Annotated in this window: 22 protein-coding genes and 1 tRNA gene; 4 read left to right on the top strand and 19 right to left on the bottom strand. The window is 68.0% G+C overall.

Annotated elements, in window-relative coordinates; all coding sequences use genetic code 11:
* Positions 1-9 precede the first annotated feature (9 nt).
* Entirely contained in the window at positions 10-1,881 is a 1,872-nt protein-coding gene (gene dnaK, locus EHF32_RS13240; RefSeq protein WP_137418618.1) for a molecular chaperone DnaK, read from the bottom strand.
* A 261-nt stretch (positions 1,882-2,142) separates the two neighbouring features.
* On the opposite strand from dnaK, the gene EHF32_RS13235 reads away from it, so the two are divergent.
* Entirely contained in the window at positions 2,143-3,504 is a 1,362-nt protein-coding gene (locus EHF32_RS13235; protein ID WP_137418617.1) for an MFS transporter, read from the top strand.
* 45 nt (positions 3,505-3,549) lie between these two features.
* Here the strand turns inward: EHF32_RS13235 and EHF32_RS13230 are convergent, their stop codons facing one another.
* The 4 genes from EHF32_RS13230 to EHF32_RS13215 all read right to left on the bottom strand — a co-directional run bounded on the left by EHF32_RS13230 (position 3,550) and on the right by EHF32_RS13215 (position 7,607).
* Positions 3,550-4,185 (bottom strand): NADPH-dependent F420 reductase, encoded by a 636-nt coding sequence (locus EHF32_RS13230; protein WP_137418616.1) that lies wholly within the window; start codon positions 4,183-4,185, stop codon positions 3,550-3,552.
* Positions 4,186-4,223: 38 nt separating this feature from the next.
* Positions 4,224-4,682, bottom strand: coding sequence for a GNAT family N-acetyltransferase (locus EHF32_RS13225; protein WP_337678150.1), 459 nt, complete (start codon positions 4,680-4,682; stop codon positions 4,224-4,226).
* Entirely contained in the window at positions 4,679-6,352 is a 1,674-nt protein-coding gene (locus EHF32_RS13220) for a BCCT family transporter (protein WP_137418615.1), read from the bottom strand. The genes EHF32_RS13225 and EHF32_RS13220 overlap by 4 nt, the downstream gene beginning before the upstream one ends.
* Before the next feature lie 73 nt (positions 6,353-6,425).
* On the bottom strand, positions 6,426-7,607 hold the full coding sequence (locus EHF32_RS13215) for a sensor histidine kinase (protein WP_137418614.1): 1,182 nt from the start codon (positions 7,605-7,607) through the stop codon (positions 6,426-6,428).
* Between the two features lie 106 nt (positions 7,608-7,713).
* Here EHF32_RS13215 and EHF32_RS13210 point away from each other — a divergent pair, with 106 nt between their 5' ends.
* The gene (locus tag EHF32_RS13210) at positions 7,714-10,260 is read left to right on the top strand and encodes a DUF2156 domain-containing protein (RefSeq protein WP_137418613.1); all 2,547 of its coding nucleotides are present in this window, start codon (positions 7,714-7,716) and stop codon (positions 10,258-10,260) included.
* 6 nt (positions 10,261-10,266) lie between these two features.
* Here EHF32_RS13210 and dcd read toward each other — a convergent pair whose 3' ends face one another.
* Positions 10,267-10,872 (bottom strand): dCTP deaminase, encoded by a 606-nt coding sequence (gene dcd, locus EHF32_RS13205; protein ID WP_137418612.1) that lies wholly within the window; start codon positions 10,870-10,872, stop codon positions 10,267-10,269.
* A gap of 50 nt (positions 10,873-10,922) precedes the next feature.
* Here dcd and EHF32_RS13200 point away from each other — a divergent pair.
* Positions 10,923-10,993: transfer RNA gene (locus tag EHF32_RS13200), tRNA-Gly, on the top strand.
* Between the two features lie 457 nt (positions 10,994-11,450).
* Positions 11,451-12,377 (top strand): DUF368 domain-containing protein, encoded by a 927-nt coding sequence (locus EHF32_RS13195; RefSeq protein WP_137418611.1) that lies wholly within the window; start codon positions 11,451-11,453, stop codon positions 12,375-12,377.
* A 125-nt stretch (positions 12,378-12,502) separates the two neighbouring features.
* Here the strand turns inward: EHF32_RS13195 and EHF32_RS16200 are convergent, their stop codons facing one another.
* The 13 genes from EHF32_RS16200 to EHF32_RS13135 all read right to left on the bottom strand — a co-directional run bounded on the left by EHF32_RS16200 (position 12,503) and on the right by EHF32_RS13135 (position 25,592).
* The gene (locus EHF32_RS16200) at positions 12,503-12,628 is read right to left on the bottom strand and encodes a hypothetical protein (protein ID WP_272949048.1); all 126 of its coding nucleotides are present in this window, start codon (positions 12,626-12,628) and stop codon (positions 12,503-12,505) included.
* Between the two features lie 95 nt (positions 12,629-12,723).
* Positions 12,724-13,011, bottom strand: coding sequence for a hypothetical protein (locus tag EHF32_RS13190; RefSeq protein WP_137418610.1), 288 nt, complete (start codon positions 13,009-13,011; stop codon positions 12,724-12,726).
* A gap of 51 nt (positions 13,012-13,062) precedes the next feature.
* Positions 13,063-14,421 carry an MFS transporter gene (locus tag EHF32_RS13185; protein ID WP_161594114.1) on the bottom strand — a complete coding sequence of 453 codons (1,359 nt, stop codon included), beginning with the start codon at positions 14,419-14,421 and terminating at the stop codon, positions 13,063-13,065.
* Complete coding sequence (pdxA, locus tag EHF32_RS13180) at positions 14,418-15,470, bottom strand: 4-hydroxythreonine-4-phosphate dehydrogenase PdxA (protein WP_137418608.1); 1,053 nt, start codon at positions 15,468-15,470, stop codon at positions 14,418-14,420. Before pdxA ends, EHF32_RS13185 begins: the two co-directional genes overlap by 4 nt.
* Positions 15,467-16,582, bottom strand: coding sequence for a four-carbon acid sugar kinase family protein (locus tag EHF32_RS13175; protein WP_161594113.1), 1,116 nt, complete (start codon positions 16,580-16,582; stop codon positions 15,467-15,469). Before EHF32_RS13175 ends, pdxA begins: the two co-directional genes overlap by 4 nt.
* Positions 16,579-17,766, bottom strand: a complete 1,188-nt coding sequence (locus tag EHF32_RS13170) for a sialidase family protein (RefSeq protein WP_238343710.1) — start codon at positions 17,764-17,766, stop codon at positions 16,579-16,581. The genes EHF32_RS13175 and EHF32_RS13170 overlap by 4 nt, the downstream gene beginning before the upstream one ends.
* A 26-nt stretch (positions 17,767-17,792) precedes the next feature.
* Positions 17,793-18,557, bottom strand: coding sequence for an HpcH/HpaI aldolase family protein (locus tag EHF32_RS13165; RefSeq protein ID WP_137418606.1), 765 nt, complete (start codon positions 18,555-18,557; stop codon positions 17,793-17,795).
* Positions 18,558-18,583: 26 nt separating this feature from the next.
* Positions 18,584-19,531 (bottom strand): aldo/keto reductase, encoded by a 948-nt coding sequence (locus tag EHF32_RS13160; RefSeq protein ID WP_137418605.1) that lies wholly within the window; start codon positions 19,529-19,531, stop codon positions 18,584-18,586.
* Complete coding sequence (locus EHF32_RS13155) at positions 19,531-20,307, bottom strand: alpha/beta fold hydrolase (protein ID WP_161594112.1); 777 nt, start codon at positions 20,305-20,307, stop codon at positions 19,531-19,533. The genes EHF32_RS13160 and EHF32_RS13155 overlap by 1 nt, the downstream gene beginning before the upstream one ends.
* The gene (locus EHF32_RS13150) at positions 20,307-21,158 is read right to left on the bottom strand and encodes an ATP-binding cassette domain-containing protein (protein ID WP_192900737.1); all 852 of its coding nucleotides are present in this window, start codon (positions 21,156-21,158) and stop codon (positions 20,307-20,309) included. Before EHF32_RS13150 ends, EHF32_RS13155 begins: the two co-directional genes overlap by 1 nt.
* The gene (locus EHF32_RS13145; RefSeq protein ID WP_137418602.1) at positions 21,155-23,092 is read right to left on the bottom strand and encodes a dipeptide/oligopeptide/nickel ABC transporter permease/ATP-binding protein; all 1,938 of its coding nucleotides are present in this window, start codon (positions 23,090-23,092) and stop codon (positions 21,155-21,157) included. Before EHF32_RS13145 ends, EHF32_RS13150 begins: the two co-directional genes overlap by 4 nt.
* Complete coding sequence (locus tag EHF32_RS13140) at positions 23,089-24,036, bottom strand: ABC transporter permease (protein ID WP_202876819.1); 948 nt, start codon at positions 24,034-24,036, stop codon at positions 23,089-23,091. Before EHF32_RS13140 ends, EHF32_RS13145 begins: the two co-directional genes overlap by 4 nt.
* A gap of 11 nt (positions 24,037-24,047) precedes the next feature.
* Positions 24,048-25,592, bottom strand: a complete 1,545-nt coding sequence (locus EHF32_RS13135) for an ABC transporter substrate-binding protein (RefSeq protein ID WP_137418601.1) — start codon at positions 25,590-25,592, stop codon at positions 24,048-24,050.
* Positions 25,593-25,624: the final 32 nt, after the last annotated feature.

The following is a 25,624-nucleotide window of genomic DNA, read 5'->3' as shown; positions in this document are numbered from 1 at the left end:
TCGTATCTCTTACTTCTTCTCGTCCTCGTCGTCGACGACCTCGGCGTCGATGACGTCCTCCTCGGGGTTCGGCGTGGTGCCGCTGCCCGGGTCGGTGGCGGACGGGTCGGCGGGCTGACCCTCGGCCTGTGCGGCCTGGTAGAGGGCCTCGCCCAGCTGGCTCTGGCTCTGGTTGAGCTTGTCGAACGCGGTCTTGACCGCGTCGTCGTCCTCACCGGCGAGCGCTGCCTTCAGCGCGTCGACGTCGGCCTGCACGGAGTCCTTGACCTCGGCGGGCAGCTTGTCGGCGTTCTCGGAGATCAGCTTGTCGACGGAGTACGAGAGGGTCTCGGCCTGGTTGCGGGTCTCAGCCGACTCGCGCCGCTTCTTGTCCTCTGCGGCGTGCTCCTCGGCCTCGCGCACCATGCGCTCGATGTCCTCCTTGGGAAGCGACGAGCCGCCCGTGATGGTCATCGACTGCTCCTTGCCGGTGCCCTTGTCCTTCGCCGAGACGTGGACGATGCCGTTCGCGTCGATGTCGAAGGTGACCTCGACCTGCGGGATGCCGCGGGGGGCGGGGGCGATTCCGGTCAGCTCGAACGTGCCGAGCGGCTTGTTGTCGCGGGTGAACTCGCGCTCGCCCTGGAAGACCTGGATGGCGACCGACGGCTGGTTGTCGTCGGCGGTCGTGAAGGTCTCGCTGCGCTTGGTCGGGATGGCCGTGTTGCGCTCGATGAGCTTGGTCATGATGCCGCCCTTGGTCTCGATACCGAGGCTCAGGGGGGTGACGTCGATGAGCAGCACGTCCTTGCGCTCACCCTTCAGCACACCGGCCTGCAGGGCGGCACCGACGGCGACGACCTCGTCCGGGTTGACGCCCTTGTTGGGCTCCTTGCCACCGGTGAGCTTCTTGACGAGCTCGGTCACCTGCGGCATGCGGGTCGAACCACCGACCAGCACGACGTGGTCGATGTCGTCGACCTTGATGCCGGCCTCGCGGATGACGTCGTCGAAGGGCTTCTTCGTGCGGTCGAGGAGGTCCTTGGTGAGGTCCTCGAACTTGGCGCGAGAGAGCGTCTCGCTCAGCGACACGGGGCCCGAGTCGGTCAGCGACAGGTAGGGGAGGTTGATCGAGGTCGAGGTCGAGCTCGAGAGCTCCTTCTTCGCCTGCTCCGCGGCCTCCTTGAGACGCTGCAGCGCGATCTTGTCGCCGGAGACGTCGACACCGGTCGTGTCCTTGAACTGCTTGATGAGGTAATCCACGACGCGCTGGTCCCAGTCGTCGCCACCGAGGCGGTTGTCACCGGCGGTGGAGCGCACCTGGATGGTGGAGAAGTCGTCGTCCTTGCCCACCTCGAGCAGCGAGACGTCGAAGGTTCCGCCACCGAGGTCGAAGACGAGGATGAGCTCGTCCTCCTTGCCGCGGTCGAGGCCGTAGGCCAGAGCCGCAGCGGTGGGCTCGTTGATGATGCGCAGGACGTTCAGGCCCGCGATCTCGCCGGCCTCCTTGGTGGCTTGGCGCTCGGCGTCGTTGAAGTACGCCGGAACGGTGATGACCGCATCCGTCACGCTGTCACCGAGGTACTGCTCGGCGTCGCGCTTGAGCTTCTGGAGGATGCGGGCCGAGATCTCCTGCGGCGTGTACTGCTTGCCGTCGATCGCCTGCGTCTTCCAGTCGGTGCCCATGTGGCGCTTGACCGAGGTGAGCGTACGGTCGACGTTGGTGACGGCCTGACGCTTGGCGGTCTCACCCACCAGAACCTCGCCATCCTTGGTGAAGGCGACGACGGACGGGGTGGTGCGGAAGCCTTCCGCGTTTGCGATGACCTTCGGCTCGCCGCCCTCGAGGACGCTGACGACGGAGTTCGTCGTACCGAGGTCGATACCTACTGCACGGGGCATGTGTTTCCCTCTCCCTTTGCAAGGACCCCCGCGGATGCGACGGCCCGATGTGTGTGAAATCTGCTCGCCGACTCAGGTTGAGCCGCGATGACTCAAGGATAGACACATCGCACCTGAGCGTCAAGTGAACTTGATATGAATGCGCTCAACTTTGTTCATCGAGACGGAAGTCGCCAGCCGTTACGCTGAGCGCACCGCGACGACGCGGGCCGGCGCATCCGCGGCACCGGCTGTTCACCGAGAGGTCCTACCGTGCCCGACATGTCCGACTCGCCTGTCCCTGCCCCCGCGGAAGCGGGGGCGGCCTCCGTCTCCGGCACTCCCGCCCCCGAACGCACCCGTCGCGGGCCGGTGATCGCGTGGGGCCTGTGGGACTGGGGATCGGCGGCGTTCAACGCGGTCGCCACGACCTTCGTGTTCACGGTGTACTTGACCAGCAGCTCGTTCGGGAGCACGGCCGAGACCTCGGCGGCCATGTCGTTCGCCCTCGCCGCGGCCGGCGTCGTCGTGCTCCTCACGGCACCGGTCACCGGGCAGCGCTCGGACGTGTCGGCGCACCGCAAGCGCTGGCTCGCCATCAACACGGCCGTGGTCGTGCTGATGCTCGCTCTCATGTCGCTCGTCGCGCCCGACCCGGCCTATCTGTGGCTGGGCCTCGTGCTGCTCGCGGTCGGCACGGTGTTCTTCGAGCTCGCATCCGTCAACTACAACGCGATGCTCGCGCAGGTGTCGACGCCGGAGACCGTCGGCAAGGTGTCGGGCTTCGGCTGGGGCATGGGCTATCTCGGCGGCATCGTGCTGCTGCTCATCGTCTACTTCGGTTTCATCAGCCCCGAGGTCGGACTGTTCGGCGTGACGAGCGAGAACGGCTGGGCCGTGCGCGTGTCGATGATCGTCGCCGCGGTGTGGTTCGGCCTGTCCGCGATCCCCGTGCTGATCGCCGTGCCGGAGAACAAGTTCCTGCGTCCGATCGAGACAGAGCGGGTGGGCGTGTTCGCGTCGTACGGGCTGCTGTTCCGCAACATCGCGAAGCTGTGGCGGGAGAGCCGCCACACGGTGTACTTCCTGTTCTCCAGCGCGGTCTTCCGCGACGGTCTGACGGGCGTCTTCACCTACGGCGGCGTGCTGGCGGCGGGCACCTTCGGCTTCAGCCCCGGCGAGGTCATCATCTTCGCCATCGCGGCGAACGTCGTCGCCGGCCTCGCGACCATCGCCTCCGGCCCCCTCGACGACCGCTTCGGCCCGAAGCCGCTGATCCTCGTCGCGCTCATCGGACTCATCGTCAGCGGCTCGTGCATCTTCATCTTCCACGCCGGCGGCGCGGGCATGTTCTGGGTGTTCGGCCTGATCCTGTGCCTGTTCGTCGGGCCGGCGCAGTCCGCATCCCGCACCTTCCTCGCCCGACTCATCCCGCCCGGGCGCGAGGGCGAGGTCTTCGGCCTCTACGCCACGACCGGCCGCGCCGCGGTGTTCCTGGCACCCAGCGCGTTCGGACTGTTCGTGGTCATCGGCGGCGAGCAGTACTGGGGCATCCTCGGCATCGTGCTGGTGCTGGCCATCGGCCTCGCGATGCTCATCCCGGTGCGCGCCGCATCCCGCCGCCTCGCCGCTTCTTCCTCGTAACCCGCCGCCGACCCCCTACCGAGCCGCGGCGGCGGCGGACGCGGGTCAGCGCGTGGCGCGGGCCAGGTTGGCGCGCAGTTCCTCGGCGTTCTGGCGCACGACGTAGGCGGGCTGGTCGCGCTCGACGCGCCAGCTCTCGGCCAGCGGACCGACGGTGACCGTGTCGTAACCGAACTCGTCGTAGAGGGCCGTGATGAACGCGAGGCCCTCGTCCGTGTCGGCCGCCGTCGCCAGCGCCCGGCGGTTCTCGGTGCCCGCGGCGGTGCCGTCGGTGTTGATCTGGGCGGCCATGATGTGGTTGAAGCCCTTCACGACGGTGGATCCGGGCAGACGCTCCTGCAGCATCTCGCTCGTCGTGGTCTGCTTGTTCTCGAGCACCTGGATGCGGCCGTCCCGCTCCCAGTAGTAGTTGTTCGTGTCGACGACGATCTTGCCCGCCAGCTCCGCGACCGGCACCTGGTCGATGGCCTTCAGCGGGACCGTGACGATCGCCCACTCACCGAAGGCGGCCGCATCCGCTGCCGTGGCGGCGTGCGCCTTCGGGCCGAGCTCCGCCACGAGGTCTGCCAGCGTCTCCGGCCCGCGCGAGTTGGCGATCGCCACCTCGTAACCCCGGTCCACGAGGCCCTTCGCGAGGGCCGATCCGATGTGTCCTGCTCCGATGATTCCGACGCGTGTCATGGTGAAGGACAACGCCGACGGATGCGGCGCATTCCCGCTCAGTCGGCGATCCGCCGCATCGGCACGTGGGGGATGCCGTCCTCGTGGAAGCGTTCGCCGTCGACGGCGAACCCGAAGCGCGCGTACCAGGGCGCGAGGTGCTCCTGCGCGTCGAGCACGATCGCCGCACCGGGCCAGCGCTCCCCCGCGCGCAGCACGGCGCGCGTCATGAGCTCGGCGGCCACACCCCGCCCGCGCGCGGCCTCGGCCGTCGCCACGCGCCCGATGCGTGCGTCACCCGTGTCTTCGTCGTGCAGGAGGCGGAGGGTCGCGACGACCTCGCCGTTCTGCTCGGCCCAGAACAGCTCCGCATCCGGCTCGAGGTCGCGTCCGTCGAGCTCGGGGTACGCGGCCTCCTGCTCGACCACGAAGACCGCGACGCGTAGCCACATCAGCCGGTACAGCGTCTCGGCGGGGACGTCCGCCAGGCGGGCGGCGCGGTAGGAGAGCTCTGTCACTCCTTCACGTTAGTGCGGGGGCGCCGCATCCAGGCGGGCATGCGCAGCCCGCCCTCGTTCTCCTGCTCGACCTCGAGACCGTAATGGTCGCCGATCTGCTCGAGCAACTGTGCGCGCTGCGCCCGGTCGTACACGCGCCTCTCGCGCTGGAACGCGACGATCGTGGCCCAGCACATGAGGAGCATCACGACGCTGAACGGCAGCGCGATGAGGATGGCAGCGGACTGGAGAGCCGTGAGGCCGCCGGCGATCAGCAGCGCGATGGCGAGCACGGCCGTCGCGAGGGTGAAGAACACGCGCACCCACCGCTTCGGCTCCGGGTTGCCGCCGGTCGCGAGCATCGCCATGACGAGCGCCCCCGAGTCGGCGGAGGTGACGAAGAAGATGGCGATCAGCACGATCGCGCCGATCGTCAGCACGGGAGTGCCGGGCAGGAACTCGAACAGGCGGAACAAGGCGCCCTGCAGATCGACCTCGCCGTCGGTGAGCATCGACCCGGGGTTGTGGAGCTCCTGGTACAGCCCCGACCCGCCGAGGACGGCGAACCACAGGATGCCGACGAGGGTGGGCACCAGCAGCACGCCCATCACGAACTGACGCACCGTGCGGCCGCGGCTGACGCGCGCGATGAAGACGCCCACGAACGGAGCCCACGCGATCCACCAGCCCCAGTAGAACGAGGTCCACGCCGCCTGCCACTCCTCGCCCGCGGTGCCCTGGAAGGCGCTGACCGTGAAGCTGAGGCCGACGTAGTTCTGCAGGTAGGCGCCGATCGACTGCACCCACTCGCGCAGCAGGTACTCGGTCTGCCCGAACACCAGGACGAACACGAGCAGAACCCCTGCGAGGATCAGGTTGGCGCTGGAGAGCCACTTCATGCCCTTCGTCACGCCGGAGAGCACCGAGAAGAGCACGAAGACAGTGATCACGGCGATGATCAGCACGTTCATCAGAGTGTCGGGTTCGGGCAGGCCCGCGGCCTGCAATCCGGAACCGATCTGCAGCACCCCGAGACCGAGCGAGGTCGCGACACCGAAGATCGTGCCGCACAGCGCGATCGCGTCGATGGCGTTGCCCCACCCGCCGCGCACGCGCCGCCCGAGCAGGGGCTCCAGCGCCCAGCGGATGGAGATGGGGCGCCCCCGGCGGTGGATCGCGTACGCCAGGGCGAGCCCGACGACGACGTAGATCGCCCAGGCCTGGACACCCCAATGCAGGTACGTCTGGGTAAGCGCGCCCTGCGCGAGCTGCTCCGGCGTCCCGGTCACACCGGGGCGGGGATCGACGTAGTGGCTGAGCGGCTCGCTCACCCCGTAGAACACGAGGCCGATGCCCATCCCGGCCGCGAACAGGAGCGAGAACCAGGCACCGATCGAGAACTCGGGCTCGTCGGTGTCCTTGCCGAGCTTGATGTCGCCGAAGCGGCTGAAGCCCATGAACAGAGCGAAGGCCACGAAGAACGCCGCGATCAGCACGTAGTACCAGTTGAAGGTGTTCACGATGCCGGTCTGGATCGTGCCGAAGAACACCTCCGCCGCATCCGGGAAGATGATCGCGAACGCAGCGGCGACCAGGACGACGGATGCGGCGGGCCAGAAGACCCACCGGGCGATCCCTCGCGTGGGCGCGGATGCGGGCGGGGTGGCCGATTCGGGTGCGGTGCTCACCACCCCACCGTAGACAAGAGGCGCGAGACGCCCCCTCACCTCTTGTGCCTCGCGGCGCCGCGAGGTAGTGGCGGCGTCAGTCGCGGGATGCGGGCACCTGGAACCACGCGGTGGTGCCGCCGCCCTCGCGCGGCTGGATGCCGATCGAACCGCCGTGGGCCTGCACGATGCGACGGCAGGTGGAGAGGCCGATACCGGTGCCCTCGACCTCCATGTTCGCGCGGACGAGGGGGTCGAAGACGCGCTCGACGTCGGCGGGGTCGATGCCGGGGCCGCGATCGCCGACCTCGATGCGCCATCCCTCGGGCGTCCGCTGCGCGCGCAGGTCGACCCGAGGATCCGTCCCGCCGAACTTCAGCGCGTTGGACACGAGGTTCTGTAGCACCGCGCGCAGCTGGGTGGCATCACACGCCACGACGGGAAGGTCGCCGATCGTGATGCGCGGGTCGTCGTCGGTGACGCCCAGGTCGGCGCGCACGTCGTGCGCGAGGGCACCCAGGTCGGTGGGGGTGAGGTTCAGCACTCCGCCGAGGCGTGCGAAGGCGAGGATGTCGCGGATCATCTCCTGCATCCGGGACGTGCCGCGGATGCCCGTGGCCACCCAGTTCTCCACGGACGGGGGAACCTTCAGCTCCTCCTCGAACTGCTCTTGCAGCAGGTGCAGCGACATCGTGACGGAGGTCAGGGGACCGGCGAGGTCGTGACTGATCTGGCCGGCGAAGGCGGACAGGTGATCGTTCGAGCGACGCAGCTCGTCGCGCAGCTCGTCCGCGCGCTGGAGCACAGAATGCAGGTAGCGCGTGCGCCGTTCGAGCTCGAGGATGTCGACGATCCGCGCGGCGAGCACGGCCAGCAGCGCCGTGCGGTGCTGGTCGATCTCGCGGGGCACGGTGTCGAAGACGCACAGTGTGCCGATGGTCTCCCCCGCGAGCACGAGCGGATGGTTGGCGTAGAAGCGGACGGACCCCAGGTCGCCCGTCACGAACGGGTTCGAGCGGTAGCGCGGATCCGCGCTCGCGTCCTCGACGGCGACGGGCTGGCCCAGGTGCAGATTGAGCGCGCACATCGAGTCCTCGCGTCGGCAGATGTCCGCATCGAAACCGACGGCGGCGAGCTGATGCTGTGCGTCGTCGGTGATGATGTTGATCGTCGCCATCGGGACCTCGGCGACGAACGCGGCGAGCGCGACCACCGAGCGCAGCGCGTCGGGAGGGCTTCCCAAGACGTCGTACTCCGAGATCACTTCCTGCACAGTCATCGTGTCGTCTCCCGGCCCCGTGGTCGCGTTTCTCGATCCAGGTTAGGGTGCTGGCCCGCGCTGTGGCGCGCAGAGGGACGAAAGGTCCTCCTGCGACAATGACGCCATGTCCACGGCTCCACCCGCATCCGTCTCGGAATCTCCTCTGAGCAGGATGCGGGGCATCGCCGTGGCGGCCGCGTGGCTGCGGCGGCATCCGTTCACGACCGCGCTGCTTCTGGTCATGCTGGTGACGGGCGTCGCGCAGATCGTCATCACCTCTCCCCCGGATGCCGACACGGGCCTGCTCCCGCCGTGGAACGACTCGTTCGACGACTTCCGCTGGTGGTCGGCGATCACCCCCATGTTCGTCACGGGCTCCGTCCCGGAGCTGCTGACGACGCTGGTGCTGGCGACCGTCGTGGTCGGCCAGGCGGAACGGGTCATGGGCACGGCGCGGGCGGCGATCGCCTACATCGCCGGCGGCTTGCTCGTCACGTCCGTGTCGATCGTGGTGGGGCTGCTCGAGGAGCGCTTCCTCGCATTCCTGCCGCTCAACGACGTCTTCTTCTTCACGTTGACCCCGCTGGCCGCGATCGTGTGCACCGCGATGGCGGCGAGCTGTTTCATCGGGGCGCTCTGGCGACGGCGGGTGCGCCTCGCATCCCTTCTCGCCGTCTGCGTGCTCTTCCTCTACCGCGGCGACGCGGACAGCCTGTTCATCCTCGTGGCGCTGCCGGTCGGACTCGGGGTGGGCTTCCTGCTCGGCGGGCGAAGGGCGAAGACCCTCGTCGTGCGCAGCTCGCACCACGAGATCCGTGTGCTGCTCGCTTCCCTCGTGGCCGTGGGCGGCATCGGGCCCGTCATCGCGACGTGGTTCGGATCCGGCACGGGCCTGCTGTCGTTCTACGGGTTCCTCAGCATCGATCCCGTCGTCGTGGTCGACGGCACGACGTGCGCGTTCGGCTCCGCGGTCGACTGCCCGTCCGAGTACACGACGGCGGCCGAGGTGTTCCCCGCCGCGGGCTGGATCGCGCTGCTGCCGATGATCATCGCGCTGATCGCGGCGTGGGGCATCCTCCGCGGCCGCCGGGCGGCGCTGTGGATCGCGGTGGTGCTCAACGCGGCGGTGTTCGGCTGGATCATCGTGCAGTGGATCACGCTGCAGCCCGAGACGGTCGCCGACATCGCCGCGTATCAGGGGACGGATGCGGAGACCTACGTCTGGCAGACGATCTCCGGTGCGCTGCTGGCCGCGGTCGCGCCGCTCGGCACGACGATCGCACTGCTGGTGTTCCGACGGCATCTCCGCGTGACCTCGAGCCCCACCGCGCGGCGACGCTACCTCGTGGTCCTCGGAACCGCGACGGTGCTCACCGCGGTCGTCGCGACCGCGGGACAGGTGCTGACGCGCGAGGGCCACGATCCGGCGATCGACTTCGGCGACATCCTGCTCGCTCTGCCGCTGCGCTTCATCCCTCCGACGCTGCTGCCGCCCGACGTGGTGTCGTTCGTGCCGGAGACCTTCGAGGCGCGCATCTTCTGGTACCTGCCGCCCGCGATCTTCTGGGTCGGGGCGGTGCTCGCGACGGCGTACCTGATCTTCGCGCCGGCGGCCGTCGGCGAGCGCGACGACCGCATCCGCGCGCGCGAGCTGCTGCGCGCGGGCGGCGGGGACTCGTTCAGCTTCATGTCGACCTGGCCCGGCAACTCCTACTGGTTCTCGCCCGACGGCACCGCCGCGATCGCGTATCAGGTGCACCACAACGTCGCCGTCACGGTCGGCGGTCCGTTCGGCCCGGCGTTCGCGGACGTGCGGGTGTTCGAGCAGTTCGCGGCGTTCTGCGGCGACAACGGCTGGCGGCCGGTGTTCTACAGCGTGAGCGACGGGCCCAGTGCCGAGCTCGCGTCGCGGGGCTGGTACCGGCTGCGGATCGCCGAGGAGGCGCTGCTCGACGCGCAGGAGTGGACTCCGGCGGGCAAGAAGCGGCAGGACATCCGTACGGCGACGAACAAGGCGGCGCGCGAGGGTGTGACGGCGGTGTGGACGCGCTGGGCCGACCTCAGCATCGCGCAGCACCTGCAGCTGCGCACGCTGTCGGAGTCGTGGCTGGCCGACAAGGAGCTCCCCGAGATGGAGTTCACCCTCGGCGGGCTCGATCAGGTCGACGATCCGGATGTGCGCCTCATGCTCGCCATCGCCGAGGACGGCCGCATCGAGGCGATCACGAGCTGGCTGCCGCTGTACGGCCCCGAGGGACTCCGCGGCTACGTGCTGGATGTCATGCGTCGGCGGCACGAGGCGTTCAACGGCGTGATGGAGTTCGTCATCGGCGCGGTGGTCGTGCAGCTGAAGGAGGAGGGACTGCAGACGCTGAGCCTGTCGGGCGCACCCCTCGCGTACACGGCGGAGGCGGGAGCGGAGTCGGATGCGGTGCAGCGCATGCTCGATCTCGCGGGATCGCTGCTGGAGCCGGGCTACGGGTTCCGCTCACTGCACAGCTTCAAGCGCAAGTTCCAGCCGGACTTCTCGCCCGTGTGGCTCGTGGTCGCCGATTCGGCGGCACTGCCGGTGACGGGGCTCGCGCTCGTACGGTGCTATCTGCCCCAGCTCACATTGCGTCAGGCCGCGCGCATGGCGGCGACGCTCGGCCGCGACCGCGCGCGAAGCTGAACCGGGTCAGCTGCCGGCGGCTCCCGCATCCGTGATGCCCACGTCGGTGACGTGGAAGTTGCGCGAGGAGCGGGATGCGGTGGGTCCGCGCTGGCCTTGGTAGCGGTTGCCGTAGGGGCCGGAGCCGTAGGCGTTCTCGGCGGGCGAGCTGAGGCGGAAGAAGCAGAGCTGGCCGATCTTCATGCCGGGCCAGAGCTTGATCGGCAGGGTCGCGACGTTGGAGAGCTCGAGGGTCACGTGACCGGTGAAACCGGGGTCGATGAATCCCGCCGTCGAGTGGGTCAGCAGGCCGAGGCGGCCGAGCGAGGACTTGCCCTCGAGGCGGGCGGCGACGTCGTCGGGCAGGGTGACCCGCTCGAAGGTCGCGCCGAGCGCGAACTCACCCGGATGCAGGATGAACGGTTCGTCGGGGCGCACCTCGATCAGCCGGGTGAGCTCGGGCTGATCTTCCGCCGGGTCGATGAAGGGGTACTTGTGGTTGTCGAAAAGCCGGAAGTACCTGTCGAGGCGTACGTCGACGCTGGAGGGCTGCACCATCTGAGGATCGGAGGGCTCCAGCCCGATGCGTCCGTCGGCGAGTTCCTGCTTGATGTCGCGATCCGAGAGCAGCACCCGCCCAGCCTAGCGAGCAATGCCCTTTGCTATGCTGGCCGCGTACCCCCGGGGCTGTAGTTCAATGGCAGAACTTCTGCTTCCCAAGCAGACAGCGCGGGTTCGATTCCCGTCAGCCCCTCAATGCAAATAGCGGTCCGGCTCGTCCGGGCCGCTATTTGCATGTCTCGGCAGAGTGAATCGAACCCTTGGGTGGGCCCACGCCGCCAGAGGCTCCGCGCGCGGCGCAGCCGCGTGTGGAGAAGGCGGTGGGGACGGTTCCCGTCAGCCCCTCCAAAACAGAGAGGGCCCGGCTTGTCCGGGCCCTCTCTGTTTTCGTGTTTGCCGCGGGAATCGAAAGCAGGCGAAGCCTGCGTATTCGATTGGGCCCACGACGCAGAGGCTCCGCGCGCGGCGAATCTGGGGCGGGATTGATGCGCGGGGGCGCGAACCTCCCGCCCCGACGCAAGTAGTGTGCCCCGACCGGGACCCCGCGGGCCACGCACCGCTCGCCCAACCGCGCAGGAGCGGGCCAGCGTTTTGTCCTCGTGCCTGCCCGAGTGGCCCCTCACAGCCCCCCTCGCGTAGCGTGGGGAGGTATGGCCGACACCCTTGCCGACCGACGCTCACCCCTCCGACCCGCCGTGGACCTCGTCCGCGGCACGCTGATCGGCGCGGTGGAGGTGATTCCGGGGGTCAGCGGCGGCACGGTCGCCCTCATCGTCGGCGTCTACGCCACACTCATCGAAGCCGCCAGCCACGTGGTGCGCGGCACGCTCGCACTGGCGGATGTCTTCCGTCGCAAGGGCCTGGCGCGCGCCGCATCCCACTTCCGCGCCGTGCGCTGGCGGATCGTCGCGCCGGTGCTCCTGGGGATGGTGCTGGCGGTCGTGCTCGGCGCGAAGCTCCTCGCCCCGCTCGTGCAGGAGTTCCCGACCGAGACCCGCGCGGTGTTCGGGGGCATGATCGCCGCATCCCTGCTCATCCCGATCCGGATGCTGGGGCGCGACTGGACCTGGCGCCTCGCCGTCGTGGCCCTCGGCGCGGCGGTCGCCGCCTTCGTCCTCACCGGGCTTCCCTCGGGAACCCTCGAGGACCCGCCGCTCGTGATCGTGGCCCTCGCCGCATCCGTCGCCGTCTGCGCTCTCGTGCTCCCCGGCCTGTCGGGCGCCTTCCTGCTGCTCGTGTTCGGCCTCTACGAGACGACGCTCGTCGCCCTGAACGAGCGCAACGTGCCCTACATCCTCGCCTTCGCGATCGGCGCGATCATCGGCCTCAACCTGTTCGTCAACGTCCTCCGGATGCTGCTCGCCCGCTTCCACGCGGCGATGCTCGCCATCATGACCGGGCTCATGCTCGGCTCTCTCCGGGCTCTCTGGCCTTGGCAGGATGCGGCAGGCGCCGCCACCGCCCCGACGGGAGACGTCCTGGGTCCGGTGCTGCTGGCGGCGGCCGGCGCCGCCGTCGTGCTGGGGGTCGTGGCGATGCAGCGGGTCCTCGACCGGCGAGCGCCCCGCGCCGCCTAGACCCACATCCCGGCGTTTGGGGCGCATTTGTCGCGTTGGGGCGCGAACTGTGCGCCCCAACGCGACAAACCTGCCCCGAACGCGCCCACCCGCTCAGGCGGCGGCGCCCTCCTGCAGCGCCTCGATCAACCCGGGTGTCTTGAGCACGCCGCCGCACAGGCCGCGATCGCGACGCCGGCGATCTCGTCGTCGAACGATCGGATGACGTCGCCGACCGCGGCGAGCGTGGTGTCGGTCTCTCCGGTCGCCACGGAGCTCCGACTCAGGATGCGACGAAGGTCCCCCTCCGGGGCCGCCGCTCAGACGATCTTCATTCCGCCGGTCTCGATGCCGACGAGCAGCCGGCTCACGCCGCGTCCTCGTCGCGGGGCACGATCCCCCCGAACACGGAGTTGTTGCGCATGGCACGACTCTCGTCGTCGCCGCCGAGGAGCGCCCGTCGCAGGCCGTCGACGTCGTGCGTGCGCAGGAGCGCGTTCCAGCGCTCGACGGCGGCGCGCGCTCCGCCCTCGGTGGTCTCACGCTTGCGCGGCACGTTCTGCAGCGCCCGGGTGATCACGTAGAGCGGCTCGGTTTCGAGCAGCTCCACGATCCGGCGGTGCTGCGCCAGCTTCTTCTGGTCGTTTCGCGACATTCCTGCCTCCGCGTCCCATCCTGCCGTGGGCGAGCTGCCCGCGGGTGAAGGTTACCCACGCCGAGATCGGGGCAACGCCAGAATCACCGACAGCACGACGGCGACCAGAGCCATTGCGGCCAAGATCGCGAACGCGACGGTGAATCCGCCTCCGCCACCCACCGCGACGATGATCGACGCGCTGAGCTGCGCGCCCACTGCGCCGCCGATGTTGCGGATGTTGGTGTTCATTCCCGACACCGATCCGACTTCAGAAGCGGGCACCGTGCGAACGATGAACGAGGAGAGGTGAGTATAGATGAGCCCGATTCCCATTCCCGTGACGGCGCTGGCCGCGATGACCGGTGCCGGGTCATCATGCCAGAGGGCGAGCGCGAGCTGTCCAACCAGAGCGAGGAGCGCACCGAGGACGATCGAGACTCGCTCACCCGGCCATTGGTGCATTCGTCCGGCGAGCAGGCTGACGGCGAGGAACACGACCGTCTGGGGCAGGAGGTAGAAGCTCGTCTCGGTGACGCTGGCGGAGAAGCCGAATCCGGCCGCCGCCGGCGCCTGCACGAATGCGGGCACGAGCACCATCCCGCTGAAGAGCAGGAACCCGAATGCGAAGGCGAGCAGATTCGGAAGCAGGACAACCGACGTCGCCAAGAGCTTGACGTTGACGATTGGGGTGCGCGCACGTCGCTCGACGAGGATCCACAGCGCGAAGGCCACAGCGGAGGCCCCGAAGAGCACCGGGACGAGGGGGAGGGCCATTCCGCCTCGGGCGAGCTCGCTCAGCGCGACCAGCAGCGCTGACAGCCACACCACGAGTAACGCAGCACCGGGTACGTCGATCGTTCCCCCCGTACCACCCACGTGCGGCGATATCACCAGCGTCACGAGGGCAGCGGAGATCACCACGAGCATCGCCGCCGTCGCGAAGACGCCATGAGAGCCGCCCGCGCGTTCGAGGGGACCGACCACGACCACCCCGATCCCGCTACCGACGGCGATGACGGACGAAGTCAGCCCGACAGCGGCGGCCAAGCGCCCCGCCGACAGATGCTCGCGATAGATCCCGAAAGCCAACGGGAAGAGCGCCCCACCCACACCCTGCCCCACCCGCGCCGCCAGAAGTAACTCGTAGGTGGGCGCCGCAGCGGCCATCGCACTGGCCGCCGCGAAGATCCAGAGCACCCACCGCAGGATGCGTCCCCGACCGTACATGTCCCCGAGGCGCCCGCCCAACGGTGTCGCGATCGAAGCCGAGAGCAGAAAGCCCGTCACGAGCCAGGCAGACGCTGCCTCATCGACGCCGTATTCGCGGGCGAGCGCGGGCAGCATCGGGGTGACGCACGACTGCAGAAGCCCGTACGCGAATGCAGCGCTCGACAGCGCGGCGACTGTTTTTCGGGACGACGGTCTCACGCGGAGTGGACGGATGAGGAGCCGGAGGCCGCCTCCCACACGCTCTCCCAGCCGGGAGCCAGCTCCGCCGCGCGACGGCACGCGAGGACAAGGCTTGCCTCTCGCGCGATCCCCTGTCCCGCGATATCGAAGGCGGTTCCGTGGTCAACCGAGACGCGCACGACGGGAAGCCCGATGGTGATGTTGACGCCATCATCGCCGTAGACGGCTTTGAACGGCGCGTGACCCTGGTCGTGGTAGCACGCGATGACGGTCTGCCATTTGCCACGCACCGCAGCCGGGATCACCGCATCCGCCGGAAGTGGGCCGTGGGCGTTGATGCCGCGCTCGCGCGCGCGCTGCACGGCCGGCGCGATCACATCGGCATCCTCATCGCCGAAGATCCGGTTCTCACCCGCGTGGGGGTTGAGCCCGCAGAAGCCGATCGCCTGATTCTGCTTTCCCCGCGCCTTCAAGAAGGCGCCGGCAAGTGTGAGGACATCATCGGCCCGCTCGGGAGTGCAGTCTCGAATCGCCTGCTGCAGTGAGACATGAGCCGTCAGGTGGAACAAATAAAAGTCACCCGCGGACAGCACCAGACTGAAGTTCTCAACACCGAACTCATGCGCCAGCAGTTCGGTGTGCCCGGGCCACGTATGACCGCCGGCATGCATCGCCGCCTTGTTCAGGGGGGCCGTGACGATCGCGTCCACCTCGCCCTCGCGGGCGAGGCGGCAGGCCTCGACGACGAACAGGTACGCCCCGTTGCCCGCTTTCCCGCTCAACTCGCCCACAGGCACATCCGCGAGCGAGTCGCCGACCTGCACGATCTCGATGAGACCCGGATCATTCGTGGCGTCTCGAGGGGAGGAGATCACTCGAACGGCTTCCGGGTCGAGTCCCGCCTCGGCCGCTCCTCTGCGCATCGCATCCGCGTCCCCGATGACGACGGGAATGCACTCTTCACGCAAATCCGGATTGACGAGGAGAGCCTTCGCAGTGATCTCCGGGCCGACCCCGGCGACGTCGCCCAGAGTGATGGCGAGCAGAGGCAGAACGGATGCAGTCATGAGGGATCCTTCGGTTCGAGGAGGGTGGAAGAGAAGCGAGGGCGCCGCAGGCGTTCGACGAGCGTGAGAAGCTCGTCGTCTGGTCCGAACCCGCCGGATTTAGTGACGACCGGAACGCCAGAGACGATGCCGCCCTCGATCGTGCTGAGACCGCTGCCGGGCGTGAGGGCTCCGCGTACGCGCAGACGACGCGCCCCCAGCGCGTGCAGGATGCGGGATGCGCCGTCCCCGCCGACCAAGACGAGAGCCGCCGGTCGCGTCGCCTCCACGGCGACCGCAACGCGCGCCGCAAGCTCCTGGGCGGCCACCGCGGGCGCCGTCCACTCCCGGGAGGTTGTGAAGACGCGGACATCGCTCGCCGCCGAAGACAGCGCGTCGAGCTGCGCCAAGGCGCGGGGATGCCGGGAGCTGACGGCGACCATGATGGGCCCATCCACCCGTTGCGAATCGGTCGATGCGGGCCACGTCGCGGGCTCGGCTCGCCCGAGCGCCGCGGCCAGTCCGCCGGAGCCCACGGCGATGGCCGAGGGGCCGGCGGCAAGGATGGTAGCCGCGACGTCATCGAGATCCTCGTCTGTCTGCGCGTCCAGAACCACCCGCTCTCCCGGACGCACGGTGTCACCCACCCGTACAGGCCGCGCATCGAGGATTGCGCGCAGATCGGACTCATCCACCGGCGTGACGGCATCGCTGGAAGCCGGGCTCAACGCAAGCGGAACGTCGTGGACGAAGACACACGCACCACGCACCACACGGCCGAGGGCGGGGAAGGCCGGGCAGATCACTGCTGCCGCGTCCGGTTCGCGTGCACTCCACCCCGTCAGCGCCCCGAGAATCTGATAGCGAGTGGAGCCGCGCGCCGTGGAGTCGATCTTCACGAACAGTCGCTCGGCGCCTCCACGAACGAGCGTCTCGACCGCGGTCTGGGTCGCAGCCGTGCTCAGCTCCGGATCCCAAGCACGTGCGCCGGTGACGACGACTGTCACCCCTTCGTCGAGCGGCGTGTCGATCCCCTCACAGGCGACGATCGCCGGCAGACCCATTGCCGAGAACCCCGCTGCCGCGTCGACGGCTCCCGTGAGATCGTCCGCCACCATCCCCCATACCGTCATGGACGCGCGTCCACCCATTCGGAGCTCAGCCGCACGTGTTTGATGGCCTGCCGGTGGTAGGTGTAAGCGACATCCCATCCGCCGTCCGGCGAAGGGAGCACAGTCGGGTAGGAGAACTCGCGATTTCGCCCATGCAGCGAATCGTTCGTGAGGCAGTAGCCGTCACCCTGGTCCAGGTCATCGAGCACCCACCAGCTCCGTCCTGAGTCGTCCGAGAGTGCCAGTGTCAACGGCGCGCGGGGCGCTCCCCAGAATGCTCGCCCGAGCGACGACGGTTCAGCGGGCGCCTCGTGTCGAAGGGCCGCAGTGTCGTCGATCTCGTCGTACAGCGAGGCACGCCTCTCCGTGGCGTCGTCGCGGCTGCTGTGGTTGTACACCAACGCGATCCGGCCTCCCGGCGACATCCTGTGCTGAATCGATGAGTTGTTGTTGGGAAGGGCAGTGGGTTCCGGCAACGACCAGGTCTCTCCTTCATCCAGGGAACGGGACTCGTAGATGGCGTCGGCCCAACGGCTGCGGAACAGGGCATGCAGACTCCCGTCATCGATCAACACGACGCTCATGTGTACGAGCCCCGTGCTCTCAGAAACCACGACTTCACGCCAATGCGCCCCGGCATCGTCGGAGATCATGACCGCACTCGTGTCGACCTCGCCCGTCCAGCGCTGCCCCGGCACACGAACGCAGTGAAAGATCGGCAGGATCCAGCGTCCGCTCGGTGTGACGACGATGGGCTGCCGGACGAAGATGCCGCCCACGTCATCGGCGGGGAACAGCGTCTCGACGTCGCTCCAGCTTCGCCCGCTGTCCGAGGAACGGCGGCGACGCACGTGGGCCGTGTCCTGGTCACCCGCGTGCTGCGCGGTGAACAGCAGCCAGAGCTCACCCGCGGGCGTCGTGAACAGCACGGGATTCTGTTCGGATCGGTCGGGGTCGTCGCTGAGCCGCTGCGCCGCCGACCAGCAATGATCGACCTCATCGAAGCGTGAGAACCAGACGGAGATGTCCGACACACCCTCCTGCGTCCCGCCGAACCAGACCATGCCGAGGCTTCCGTCGGGCAAGCGCTCCAGCATGGCTGCGTGGCTCTGGGCTGTTCCCGCGCTGAGGTATGCGTCCTCGCGTCCCTCTGCGACAGCCCGCAGCACACCATCGATCCGCGCGGCGTCGATTGCGGAGGGCACGTCACGCTGCCTGGCGTATCGGGAGGTCACGAGGCACTCCGCGCAATCGACAGATGGTGCCGCGCCGCGTGCTCGAGATGAACGAGGTCGGAGGCGACAGACACGAACCGGAATCCGTCTGCGAGGCGTTTCTGCGCGATCTCCCCTGAGGCCGAGTGGATGCCGGGGATCAGATCGTGTTGCCGACAGGCCGCGAGAACCCTTCGCAGGGCGGCATCGAAATCCATGGCGACAGAAGGATCGGTGGGGGTTACCCCGCCCAGCGCCAGCGTGAGGTCGGAGGGCCCCACGTACAAACCGTCGAGCCCGGGCACGGCGGCGATCTCGTCGAGGTTGGCCAGGCCCTGCGGCGTTTCGATCATGGCCAGCACCAGCACGCTCGCATCCGCCTCGGCTGGCGCCGGCCCGATGCGCAGTCCTGATCGCATCGGACCGTAGGACCGCGCACCCGCGGGCGGGTAGCGCGTCGCAGCGACGGCGGCCGCCGCATCCGCCGCGGTGTTCACGAGGGGAACGATGACCGCGGACGCGCCGGAGTCCAGCGCCCGACCGATCGCGGCAACGCTGTTCTCACCCACCCGAACGACACCGACCGGCGCGTTTGCGGCGCTGATGGCCAGGAGCGCGTGAACCATGCCTTGATAGCCGATGAGTCCGTGCTGCATGTCGACGGCGATGTAGTCGTATCCCGTCATCGCGACGCGCTCCGTCGCGATCGGGTTGTCCGTGACGACCCAATACCCCACTGCGGTGCCACCCGCTCGCATGCGAGCGGCGAAATCTGCGCTCATCGTTCTCGCGTCCTCTCTCGGAGATCTCAACGGTTGTAGGCGGGCATCGGCCCGCGCAGCTCGGCGCCGACTGCGTCGCACGCCGCCACGACGTCATCGGGCAAGGGGCCCCGGCGAATCGACGCGAGGTTGGTCTCAAGGTGGTCCACCCGTGATCCGCCCAGGAGCACGGTGTCGATCCCGTCGCGTCCGACAAGCCATCGGATGGCGAGGTCCGCGAGCGGCACCCCCGCCTCGTCCGCGATCTTCGACAGCTCCGTTACGGCACTGAGCATCGCGGCATTCCAATATCGCTGCGTGTACATGTCGGCCAACCGGCTGTCGCCGAACCGTCCGTGTTCGGGTCGCTTAGCCAGGTCATGGCGACCGCTGAGCAGTCCACCGGCGAGCGGGTTGTAGACCATGGTTTCGATACCTGCGGTGCGCGCGTACTCGAGGTACTCCTCATCTAGCCGCCGCGCGACGATGCTGTAGACCTGCTGCCCGACGCGCGGTCCGGGCAGACCCAGCCGCCGCGCGGCATGACTGAGCTCGGCGACTTGCCATGCCGAGTAATTCGACACGCCCCAGGAAGCGATCGCGCCGCCGCCGATCAGCTCTCCGAGCGCTGCGAGGGTCTCCTCGACGGGCGTGAGCCGATCGGGCTGGTGGAGGTACAGCAGGTCGATGGAGTCGACCTCGAGCCGCGCGAGGCTGCCGGCGACGCAGCGGCGGATCGCGTCTGCCGACAACGGGGCGAGTCCCTGTGCGTCAGGGTGCGGGATTCCCACTTTGGACGCCAGCTCGATGCGGTGTCGACGACCGCGCAGGATGGTGGCGAGCATCGACTCCGCTGCGCCACCGGCGTAGCCGTTCGCCGTGTCGATGCGGGTCACTCCCTCGGCAAGGGCCACGTCCACCATCGTGGTCGCGGTATCGATGTCGACGGTGTCGCCGAACGTCATGGTCCCGAGGACGGCTCCGAGCTCTGGCATCAGACGCGCTCCTCCACCGCGGCGATCGCCTCGTCGATGAGTTCGACGAACTCGTCGAGACACTGCACGTAGGCGTTGTGGTGGGCATCCTGAGCGACGATCACCCTGGCATGCGGGATTGTCGCCCCCAAAGATCGAACCGGATCGGCCATGAAATCGTCGGCGCCGACGAAGAGTGTCACCGCGCTCTTGATGCCGGCGAGCTGACCACCGAACGCCGGATCGCTCCACTCGCCGGGCATCGATACGCGCGGGCGCAACGACGTCTCGATGGCGGTCGCCGTGGACCGCATCCGCGAGTACTGGGCCACGATGCGGGGATGCTTCGCAGCCCACGCCTCATTGAAGTTACGCGACTCGAGCCAGAGGCCATCGCGCAGAGGTGCGGGACCGATCGACTCGACGGGCGGGATCGGCCAGCCCATGCCGGCCAGAACCAGCGCATCGGCCTCGGATGGATGGCGCGCGGCCCAGCGCAGGCTCGTCATGGACCCCATCGACTGCCCCACCAGGACGGGGCGTTCGATCTCCAGGGCGGCGAGCAACTGCTCCAACTCGGCCACGCGGTCGGGCTCGGGCTGATCGATCGGTGAGTTGGAGGAGAACCCGTGGTTCACGCTGTCGAACGCGATCACGCGGTAGCGATCCCGTAGCCGGTCGATGTGCCAGTCCCAACACGCGCCCGATGCGGAACGTCCGTGCAGCAGCACGAGAGGCCGCCCCGAGCCGTGGTCCGTGTAAAAGATGTCGGAATCGTTGATCGATAGAAAAGGCATCATGCTCCTCGCTGGGTCGGGAAGTTCGTCGTGACGGCACCGATGCGCTCGATCCGCCGCTCGCGCTGGCGCTTCGGATCAAGCACGGGGGCTGCCAGCACCAGACGTTTCGTGTAGGCCGTCTGCGGGTCCTCGAGCACTTGCATCGTTGTGCCCTGCTCGACGATGCGCCCGCCGCGCAGCACGATCACGCGCTGGCACAGGTGCTTGACCACCGACAGGTCGTGGGTGATGAAGAGGTATGACAGGGAACGCTCACGCTGCAGATCGGCCAACAGGTTCATCACCTGCGCCTGCACGGAAAGATCGAGCGCGGAGACCACCTCGTCGCAGATGACCAGTTCGGGCTCTGGGAGCATGGCGCGAGCAATGGAGATCCGCTGCCGTTGCCCCCCCGAGAACTGGCCCGGGAATCGGTCATAGGAAGATTCGTCGAGCCCGACGTTCGCCAGCATCGTCATCGCCCTGCGACGCCGCTCGTCCCGATCGGCGACCCCCGTACCTTCCAGGGTCTCGGTGATGCTCTGACCCACGGTGCGGTGCGGATTCAACGAACTGTACGGGTCTTGGAAGATCGCCTGCATCCGCCGACTCAGCACGCGTCGCGCGCGACCGCGCGACCGTGTGATGTCCTGGCCGTCGAAGGTGATGCGTCCCCCGAGGATCGGCGTGAGCCCGAGGACCGAGTTGCCGAGGGTCGACTTTCCCGAGCCGGACTCGCCGACGATCCCCAGGGTCTCGCCGCGATGCAGCTCGATGGACACACCGTCGAGTGCACGGTGGGCGGCGCTTCTGCGTCGGCCCGCGTAGGTGACCTCGAGAGAGTCGACCTGAAGGAGGGGAACGCTCACGACACGGCCTTCTCTCTGACATCGTCCGTACGGGGATGGAGGCACCGGAAGGACCTGTCGGCGACCTGAGACAAGGCGATGGGAGCCTGTCGACAGTCGTCCCGCGCGAACGCGCATCGGTCGGCGAAGCGGCACGAGGTGGGCCAGGTGCCAGGTCGCGGCACCAGCCCCGGGATCGTCGGCAACCGCACTCCGACCTCGACCTCTGAGGGGTTCGACTCCAAGAGTGCCTTCGAGTACGGGTGCCGCGGCGCGCTCACAAGCGATTCGACCGACGCCTCTTCCACGATCTGCCCGGCGTACATCACGACGGCTCGTTCGCAAGAGTCGGCGAGCACGCCCCAGTCGTGCGTCACCATGATCAGCGCCATCCCCGTTTGCTCTCGCAACTCCCGCAGCAGATCGAGGATCTCCGCCTGCACAGTGACGTCCAAAGCAGTCGTGGGTTCGTCCGCGATGAGGATGCGCGGGTTCCCGGCGAGGGCGCGTGCGATGGCGACGCGCTGCGCCATTCCTCCGGAGAGCTCGTGCGGATATCGCGCCGCGGCAGCAGCAGGGTCGGGAAGTCGGACCTGCGCGAACAGCTCCAGGGCGATCCGCCGCGCCTGCCTGCGGCTGACTCGCCTGTGCTGTCGAACGGCCTCCGCGACCTGCTGCCCGGCCGTGAAGACGGGATCCAGACTCGAGATCGGCTCCTGCGAGATGTACGCGATCTCGCGGCCTCTCACGGAGTTGATGGACTTTTCGCTGAGCTCCATGAGTTCGATGCCGCCGAAGCTGCACGCACCCGCGGTGACGACGGAGCCCGGCGGGGTCACGCGCAGCAGAGCCGTGACGAACATCGTCTTGCCGCACCCCGACTCGCCCACGATGCCGACGGCCTCACCCGCTCTCACATCCAGGCTCACGCGGTCGACAATCGTCGTCGCTCCCTCGTCGAGAGCGACGCTCAATTCACGAATGGACAGCAGGACCTCGCCGTCGGGTGCGATGCGCTGATCCGCCAGCGCCGCGCGAGGCGCGATCGCCTTCCAGCTCTGCTCTTGCTGATCCGAGCGCGCGCCGCGGCCCATGTACGCGTCACGAATGGCATTTCCCAGCAGGCCCAATGCGAGCGAGACGAGCACGAGCACACCGCCCGTGGGAACGAGCATCCACGGTTGGATCATCATGGCCTGCTGCGCGTCGTTGATCAGGTTGCCCCAGTTGGGCTGCGGTGGCTGCACGCCCAATCCGAGATATCCCAACCCCGCTTCTGTGAGGATGGCGGCCGCAGCGAAAAGCGTCGCCTGAGTGATGGCCGGCCCGCTGATGGCGGGAAGGATGTGTCGGCGCTGGATCTGGCCCGGCGTCAGACCTGCGACGCGTCCCGCCGTGACGTACAGCTCGGTCTTCGCGGCGAGGGTCGACCCGCGAACCACGCGGATCAGACTCGGCGAGGACAGAGCGCCGAGCGTCACCATCGCTGCGATCTCGTTGGACCCGAAGATCGCCAGGACGACCAGGAGGACGATCAGCCCCGGAATCGACTGCATGAGATCGACGAACCGCATGATGACCGCATCGAAGCGCCCTCCCGCCGTTCCGGCGAGTATTCCGACGAGGACACCGAGGACCACGTACACGACCACGGCGATCAGCGCGCCGGAGAGGGTGACCTGCCCGCCGAAGAGCAGGCGGGCGAGCAGGTCGCGACCGAGGGAGTCGGTTCCGAGCGGGTGCGCGACACTCGGCAGCTCGTAGACCGCGTCCAGATTCTGCGCGTACGGGCTGTAGGGGCTGATCACTCCCGCAAACAGGCAGGCGAGAACGACGATCACCAGGAACAGCAGCGATACGAGGGCGCTGGGTCGCCGGATGGTGGCGCGGAGGAAGTTCGGGCGTTTGACCGCCGGCTGACTCTCCTCCGCGAGGAGAACCTCGGTGTCGGTCATGCGGTGACCACCTTCGGGTTCAGCGCTGCGTAAGCGACATCGGTGATGAGGTTGACGGCGACCACGACGAGCGTGAAGTAGACGACCACCCCCTGGATGACCGGCAGGTCGTGACGGGCCGTCGCGTTGACGGCGAGCGTTCCGAGTCCGGCCATGCCGAAGACCTTCTCCATGAAGACGGTGCCTCCCAACAGAGTCACCACGAGCAGTCCGGTCAGAGTCACGACCGGCCCCGCCGCGTTCTTGAGGATGTGCGTGTAGAGAATGGACCGAGAGGAGATGCCGTTGGCGCGCAGCGCGCGCACGAAGTCGCTACGGAAGGTCGCCACCATCTGCCCGCGCATCTGCAGCGCGAGACCTGCGACGCTGCTGGTCGCGAGACAGAAGACCGGCAGCACGAGCGAGGCCAGCCAGAGCTGTGGCGAATCCGCGAAGGCGACGTACCCGCTGACGGGGAACAGCGGGATTGTGACAGCGAACAGGATGATGACCACCGCCGCGAACCAGAAACTCGGGATGCTCATTGCGACCAGCGAAGTCGCATCGAGCAGTCGGGCGATGGGCCCGCCCCGGATGGCCGAGACGGTTCCCAGCGCCACACCGATGATGACGCAGACGACGAGGGTCAGAGCAGCGAGCGAGAGAGTGACCGGAAGTCGAGCACCGAGCATGCCGGCCACGCTCTCGCCGCTGAAGAGAGATGATCCGAGATTGCCCTGGAGCGCATTGAGCAGCCATGTGCCGTACTGGACGATCATCGGCTGATCCAGACCCAGCTGCTCGGTGACGATGGCACGCTGCTCCGGCGTAGACCCCGTGCCGAGGATCACCGTGGCAACATCACCGGGCATCAGGGAGGCAAGCGCGAAGGTGATGATGGATACGGCGAACAGAAGCGGAACGGACCAGATCAGTCGGCGCCCCAGGACAATCAGGATTCTCATAACTCAGTCCCTCAGGACGCCGGCTTCCAGTCGAGCAGATCGAGCGCACCGTTGGCTGCCAGCGGTCCGAGATCGGCGACGCCCTTGGCGAACACGTAGCTGTCCACGCTGACCACCGGTGCGAACCAGGCATCCGCACTGATGGCGGCGCTGACGGCCTCGGCCGCCGAGGCCACCTCGGCCTCCGGGGCGACAGCCAGTGCCGCGTAGGCGGCATCGACCTCCGGGGATGTCAGCCCGGAGGGGTTGAAGACGGACTGCGCGGTCAGCAGCGACTGCTGGGTGGTGACGTCGGCGTTCAGCGCGAAGGTGAGCGCGGCCACCTGACCGTCGCCGATGGCTCCGAACATCTCTCCCGGCTGGTTGTTGTACGTGGTCAGATTCGCCGTGACGCCGATGGCGTTCCACTGCTCGACGAGGATCTGCGAGACCTCCGCGTCACGGTTGTCCGTGTTCGTGGCGAAGTTCAGCGTGAATCCGCCGCTGAAGCCCGCGTCCGCAAGCAGCTGCTTGGCCCGCGCGGGGTCATAGGCGTAGGCGTCATCCAGCGCATCTGAGAAACCGATGAGTCCGGGCGGTACGTACTGATTGAGCGGCGTGTAGGCCTCTCCGAGAGCCTTCGCGATGGCCTCTCGGTCGATCGCGTAATTCAGCGCCTGGCGTACGCGCACATCACCCATCGCGGGGTTGATCTGCCCGTCACGGTCGATGAGCCAGACCACGATCGACAGCGGCTTGCCCGTCAAGATATCGACCGACGCCGCCTGGGCCTCCGTGAGTTGGGATTGCGTCGTCACCGTGCTGACATTGATCTGGCCGGTGCGCAGCGCGCTCAGCGCCGTCTGCGCATCTCCGATCACCCGGACCACCACTTTCTCGTAGTGCTGCGCGTCGGGATTCCAGTACGCATCGTTCTTCGTGAAGGTGTAGCGGTCGCCGGTCACTGTGCCGGCCGAGTCGAGGATGTACGGACCCGCACCGAAAGTTGCCGATCCGAGCTTCTCCGGGTCGGCGAGACCGGCCGGACTGATGACGTTTCCGTAGCTCGTCATCTGGCTGAAGACGTACGGCAGGATCGGGTTCGGTTGGCTGTAGACCACGCGGACCGTGTCGTCGTCAACGGCTTCCACGTCTGTCAGCGCGTCGATGACGGAGTGGAGCGTGCCCGGGGTCGCCACGTAGTACTCGATCGTGTCGACGACCGCTTCGGCGGTGACCGGGGTGCCATCGGCGAAGGTCGCGTCGGGTCGCAGGTTCATCTCGAACGTCGTGTTGTCGTCGCCGACGTACTCCCACGATTCAGCGAGCCCCGGCGAGAACGTGCCGTCCGCGTTCTGGCGGATGAGCGGCTCGTAGGAGAGCCACTGAACGATCTGCTGGTAGTCGCCACCGTTCTTCGCGGGGTCGAGGCTCTGAGGCTCGCCATTGATCGCGATGGTGAGAGTGGTGGAGGATGCTCCGCTCCCTCCCGCGCACCCCGAGAGCGCAAGCGTTGCGGCCAGGACCACCGCTCCAACGACCGACCACCTGCGCGGTGGGCTCTTCAACACAGCCATGTCGTACTCCAATCACCATTGACGGAAGGTCT

This window comes from Microbacterium sp. RG1, from assembly GCF_005347485.1.
GTDB lineage: Bacteria > Actinomycetota > Actinomycetes > Actinomycetales > Microbacteriaceae > Microbacterium > Microbacterium binotii_A.
The sequence above is the reverse complement of the archived record's forward strand: the minus strand, read 5'-3'. Positions and strand labels throughout refer to the sequence as shown.